This window comes from Lentzea kristufekii (genome assembly GCF_033949925.1).
Lineage (GTDB): Bacteria > Actinomycetota > Actinomycetes > Mycobacteriales > Pseudonocardiaceae > Lentzea > Lentzea kristufekii.
Genome location: NZ_JAXAVV010000007.1, coordinates 277,376 through 282,226, shown reverse-complemented (window position 1 = coordinate 282,226; position 4,851 = coordinate 277,376). Strand labels below are relative to the sequence as shown.

General features: G+C 71.2%; 4 protein-coding genes. All 4 read right to left on the bottom strand.

Going from position 1 to position 4,851, the window contains the following annotated elements; all coding sequences use genetic code 11:
• Positions 1-68 precede the first annotated feature (68 nt).
• From SK571_RS16975 to SK571_RS16960, 4 genes are read right to left on the bottom strand one after another with little or no spacing between them, the layout of a single operon-like run.
• A complete protein-coding gene (locus SK571_RS16975; protein WP_319985050.1) occupies positions 69-1,850 on the bottom strand; it encodes a hypothetical protein in 1,782 nt (593 codons plus the stop codon).
• Positions 1,851-1,859: 9 nt separating this feature from the next.
• Positions 1,860-2,372 (bottom strand): YbaB/EbfC family nucleoid-associated protein, encoded by a 513-nt coding sequence (locus SK571_RS16970; RefSeq protein ID WP_319985049.1) that lies wholly within the window; start codon positions 2,370-2,372, stop codon positions 1,860-1,862.
• A gap of 52 nt (positions 2,373-2,424) precedes the next feature.
• The gene (locus SK571_RS16965; RefSeq protein ID WP_319985048.1) at positions 2,425-3,180 is read right to left on the bottom strand and encodes an ESX secretion-associated protein EspG; all 756 of its coding nucleotides are present in this window, start codon (positions 3,178-3,180) and stop codon (positions 2,425-2,427) included.
• Entirely contained in the window at positions 3,177-4,838 is a 1,662-nt protein-coding gene (locus tag SK571_RS16960; protein ID WP_319985047.1) for a PPE domain-containing protein, read from the bottom strand. The genes SK571_RS16965 and SK571_RS16960 overlap by 4 nt, the downstream gene beginning before the upstream one ends.
• Positions 4,839-4,851: the final 13 nt, after the last annotated feature.

Below are 4,851 nucleotides of genomic sequence, written 5' to 3'. Positions count from 1 at the left end.
GAGCGGCGATTCTCCAGAACTGCGTCAGAACAAGGCGGGATCGCAGGATCCCGGCTGTTGGCTGGGACTTACTCTGTCGGCCGGACGGAACGCTCGTGCGCGACGGTCGGCTGCAGAGGCTGGGCCGCGGCACCGCCTGCCACCTCGTACGCCGTGGTCGCCTGCAGCTGCTCGCTCGCCATCAGCGGGTTGACGCTCTCGTAGGCGGGCTCGGCGTCGACGCGTGCGTACACCTCACGCGGCTGCGACGGCTCGAGAGCGTCGTACGCGTGCGACATCTGCGTGCGCGCGAGCGGCTCGTAACCCGACGAGGCCTGCAACGGCTCGGACGGCGTCTCCGGGCTGATGTACATCTCACGCGCCTGCATCGGCTGCACGGCCTCATAGGCCGGCGTTCCCGAGGTCATGCTGACGCCCGACACCATCGTGGAGTCCGAAGCCTCCACGCGGGAGAACGCCATGGGTGCCTGGACCGCCTCCGCCCGCTGAAACGCCTGCATTGGCTCGGTGGAGTGCACGGCTTCCGCCCGCTGGAACGCCTGCATCGGCTCGGTCGCGCGCACGGCCTCTGCCCGCTGGAACGGCTGCACCGCCTCCGTCGCGTGCACCGCCGCGCGCGCCTGCATCGGCTCGCCCGCGTCCATCGCCCGGAGGGCCTGCATCGGCTGTGCCTCGGTCACGGACGCCGCCCGGAGAGCGTGCATCGGCTCGGCGGCCACCGCGTCCATCCGCCTGACGGCCTGCATCGGCTCGGCCGCCACGGCTTCCGTGCGCCGGAGGGCCTGCATCGGCTCGCCCTGTTCCGTCGCCCGGAGGGGAGCGCTGGCGAGCGTCGCCTGCACGGTCCCGTCCTGCTGGACCGTGCCGACACGGGCGCTCGCCATCTGCGCGGTCGCGGTGCCGGTGGCGTCCGCGGCGGTCTTGCCGTCGGTGGCACCGGGAGGCGTGTTGCCACCGCCGCCGCCGCGGTTCTCCATCGCCTCGTCGATCTTCTTGTTGACGCCGTCCTGGGCCTTGTAGCCCTCGTAGGTGATCTCGGCGACGTCAGCGGAGTTCTCGAAGCGCTCCCAGCCCTTGCTGACCTTCTTCATGATCTCGTCGAGGTCGCCGATGCGCTTCATCTGACGGCCGAGGGCGGCGACGACGCGCGCCACGCGGGACGCGATGTTCACGCCCAGCGCGACCGCCTTGCCGACCGCGAAGCCGCAGAAGATCGGGATCGAGGCGCCGAACGTCGGGATCATGGCGGCGGCCGCGAGGATCGCGCCACCGATCAGCGAACCGATCAGCTGGGCGATCAGGTCGCGGACGATGTCCCGCAGCACCGTGACGAGCATGCCCATGATCGCGACGATCTTGGCCTTGGTCTCGACGGCCTGGGCGAGCTCGTCGAGCTCCTGGCCCATGCCGTCCATCGACGCCTTGAACCGCTCGGACGACGCGCCCGTCCAGCCGTCGAACGTCGCGAGCCCGCTCTTGTGGTCCTCGGCCAGCACCCGCAGCTCGGCCGCGCGCGCCTTGTTGGCCTCGACGTTGGCCTGGATCTCCTCCGGGTTGCCCATCAGCTGGTTCAGGGCGTCGCGCAGGAACGACACGTGCTCGATCAGCCAGCCGACGCCGGCGCCGATGATGCTGCCGAGGGGGTCGATCGCCAGCATCACCGTGGCCGAGGCGGCGCCGATGGCGTTGAACGTGATGTCCAGCGCCTTCTCGGTCTCGCTCTCGGCGTCCTTGCTGATGCCGTCGATCAAGCTGCCGTAGGCCTCGATGAACAGCGAGCCCTTGAGCTTGTTCTCCTCGGTGATGTGCATCCCGGGAGGTGACGGGAGGGGAGTTTCAGGCGCGGTCATCGCTGTTCCTTACCAGGGCTGGTTGTCGTCGTCTTCGTCGTCGTCCGCAGGGCGCCGGCCGCGGGGGGCGGCCGCAGCCGGCTGCGGGGCCGCCGCCGGTCGGCTGACCGGGGGAGCCGGAGCAGGTTCCGGCTCGTCGTCGATCTCGTCGTACGGGTCGTTGTCCTCTTCGACCTCGTCGTCCGGGATCGAGTCGGAGACCATCTGGTAGGCCTCGGTGCCCTCGCCGAGCGGCTTGAAGAGCTCGAGGACCTGTTGTGCCGCCTGCTTCTGGGCCGCCCGCGCGGTCTCCAGGATCAGCGCGGTGAGCCGGGGCCCGCCCAGCTCGACCGCGCGGTGCCCCAGCTGCAGGTTCTGCAGGCCGCCGTTGGGACCCACCGTCACGGTCACCGCGCCGTCCTTCGACGTCACGGTGGCGGAGGCCGCCGCGAAGTTCTCCGTGAGGTCCTCCGACTTCTGCTTCAGGTCGGCCAGCTTGGCCTCGTACTCTTCGACCCACTGATAAGGGTTCGCGGGGTTCACACGGTCCTCCGGCGGCGGCGGTTCAACTGCGGTTCGGCTGTGGCGCGTCAGTTCACGCGAGCACGGCGTCGATTCGGGTGGCGATGCGGTCGTTGTCGGTCGGCGAAAGGCTGAGCCAGCCGTCCGAGTTGACCATCAGGTAACGGCCCTGGTGGGTGTCGAACCAGTTGATCACGACACCCGACCGCTGGCGGTCCTGGGTGACGCCGAACTGGCCGCCCGCGACGCGGTTGGAGGCGAGCTCACCGAACTGCTTCGCGTCCTGCGCGGACAGACCGGCCTGCTGCAGCGCCTCCTCGTCGTCCACCCCGCCGTCACCGAACAGGTCGTCGTCCGCATCGGCCTCTTCGGCCTCCTGCAGCGCGACGGCGTCCTGGAGGGACTGCACCCGCACGTTCACCGCCGTGCCCGGTCCGGGCACGGCGTCGGGCAGCACCTTGACGATCTCGCGGGCGATACCGGTCTCCCGGATCTCCAGCAGCCCGACCCGGTCGCTGTCGATGATCGCCAGCGCGGCGCGCTCACCGTTGGAGACGGCGAGCGCCCGCACCGTGCGGTCGAGACCGGCGACGGCGTCCACGGACACCTTGTGGTCGGCGAGCAGCCGCAGGAAGTCCTCGAGACGGTGGTTGTCCACGAGACCCCGCGACCGCAGGTCGTCCATCGTCTCCGTGACGAGCACGCGGCGTTCCTGCTCGGTCGCACCCTCGGTCGGCACGTCGAGCGGGTAGGGCACTCTGCCGAGCCGCAGGTCGTGCCACAGCACGTCGAACTCGCGCGGCGAGAGCAGGAACTCGGGCGTGATCAAGACGACTCGGTCCCCTTCTGCTTCTTGACCTTCGCGGCACCGATCACCGACGGGGGCAGGTTCTCACCGGGGACCTCGAACAGGTCGCCGCCCATGATGTAGCTGGCGGAACGGTGTTCCTTGTCCTCCTCGCCACGGCCACCGGCGGGAGCGCCACCCATCGGCGCGCCCGCGCCCATGCCGGCACCGGCCGCCGCGGCGCCACCGGGACCCATGCCCATCGGCATGCCGCCACGGCCTGCCTGGCCCTGGACACCGGCCGCGCCACCGGACTGCGCGGCGCCACCACCGGCACCCGCGGTACCGCCCGCGCCACCGCCGAACGCGCCGCCGCCACCACCGCCGGCACCCATCTGCGGGGTGTACGGCATGGGGCCCTTCATGCCCGCGCCGCCACCGGCACCGCCACCGCCGCCACCGCCGCCACCACCGGCGCCGCCGCCCGCGCCACCGGGACCGTTGTAACCGGGCGCCGTCGGCGAGTAGGGAGCGGGACCACCCTTGATGTTCTGCGGGGTGTAGTTCGGGTTCGCGACGTCGCGGCCGACGACCGGGACCTTCGGGGTGTTCTGGCTGCCGCCCGTGTTCGTCTTGCCACCCGGGCCCATCTGCGGCGTGTAGCCGGGACCCATCTGCGGGGTGTAGCTGCTACCGCCGCCACCACCGCTGCCGCTGGTGTACGTGCTGCCGGGGTTGTAGCCCGGCGCGGTCGGCGTGTAGGCCGCGGCGGTGTTGGTGTTCGTGTTGCCGGTGTAGCCGCCCATCTGAGGGGTGTAGCTGCTGCCGGCGCCACCACCGGCGCCACCGCCCGCACCGCCACCGGGACCGGCGGGGGCGTTGTAGCCGGGCGCGGTCGGCGAGTAGGCGGCCGCGGCGGGCTGGTTCACGCCACTGCCGCCACCGGCACCGCCGGCGCCCGCACCGGTCGTGCCGGAGCCGGTCTGCTGGGCGAGCGGGGCGGCCGTCGCCGTGCCGGCGCTCGCCGTCTGGGTGGACATGAGGCCGTCCACCTGGTTGCTCAGCGCGGGAGCGCCGGACCGCGACAGCGCCATGACCGGCTCTTCGACCTTGCCGGTGTTCGGGTTGAACGGCGGCTTGAAGGCGGGCGTCGTCGTGTCGATCTGCCGGGAGTTGTTCTCCATGTTGGTCATCACGCCGATCGCCTGGTCGTGCGCCGCGCGCGACGCGGCGTTGGCGATCGCGATGTCGGCGGAGGCCAGCACGAAGGCGGGCGTGCCGGGCTGGGAGAGCGCGGCCGCGGCCTTGTTCCAGTCGAACTGGACGGGCTGGGGCATCTGCGCCCTGGCGGTCTCCATGACACGGCCCTGGTCGGCGACCTTGTTGCCGACCTCGACGGCCGTGCGCGCGGTCTCGTCGACCCAGTCCCCGAGTTTCTTCATCGCGGCGCGGGCGGCCTCGGCGGCGTCACCCGTCCACTTCGACTCGGACGAGGTGATGACCGAGTTGATGACTCGGGACGCCTCGGTCAGCTCGTTGCCGTACTTGCCCCACTCGGAGCTGATCTGGCCGGCCTGACCGGGGTCGTTGTTGTTGTGCACTGCGGCATACAGCTCTTGGTGCGATCGGGACGCCCAGTTCTGCGGGTCCGTGAGGACCGGGACGTTCTCGACTTCGCTCGGGTCGGTCTCGGGGGGCATGACCGGCTCGCCT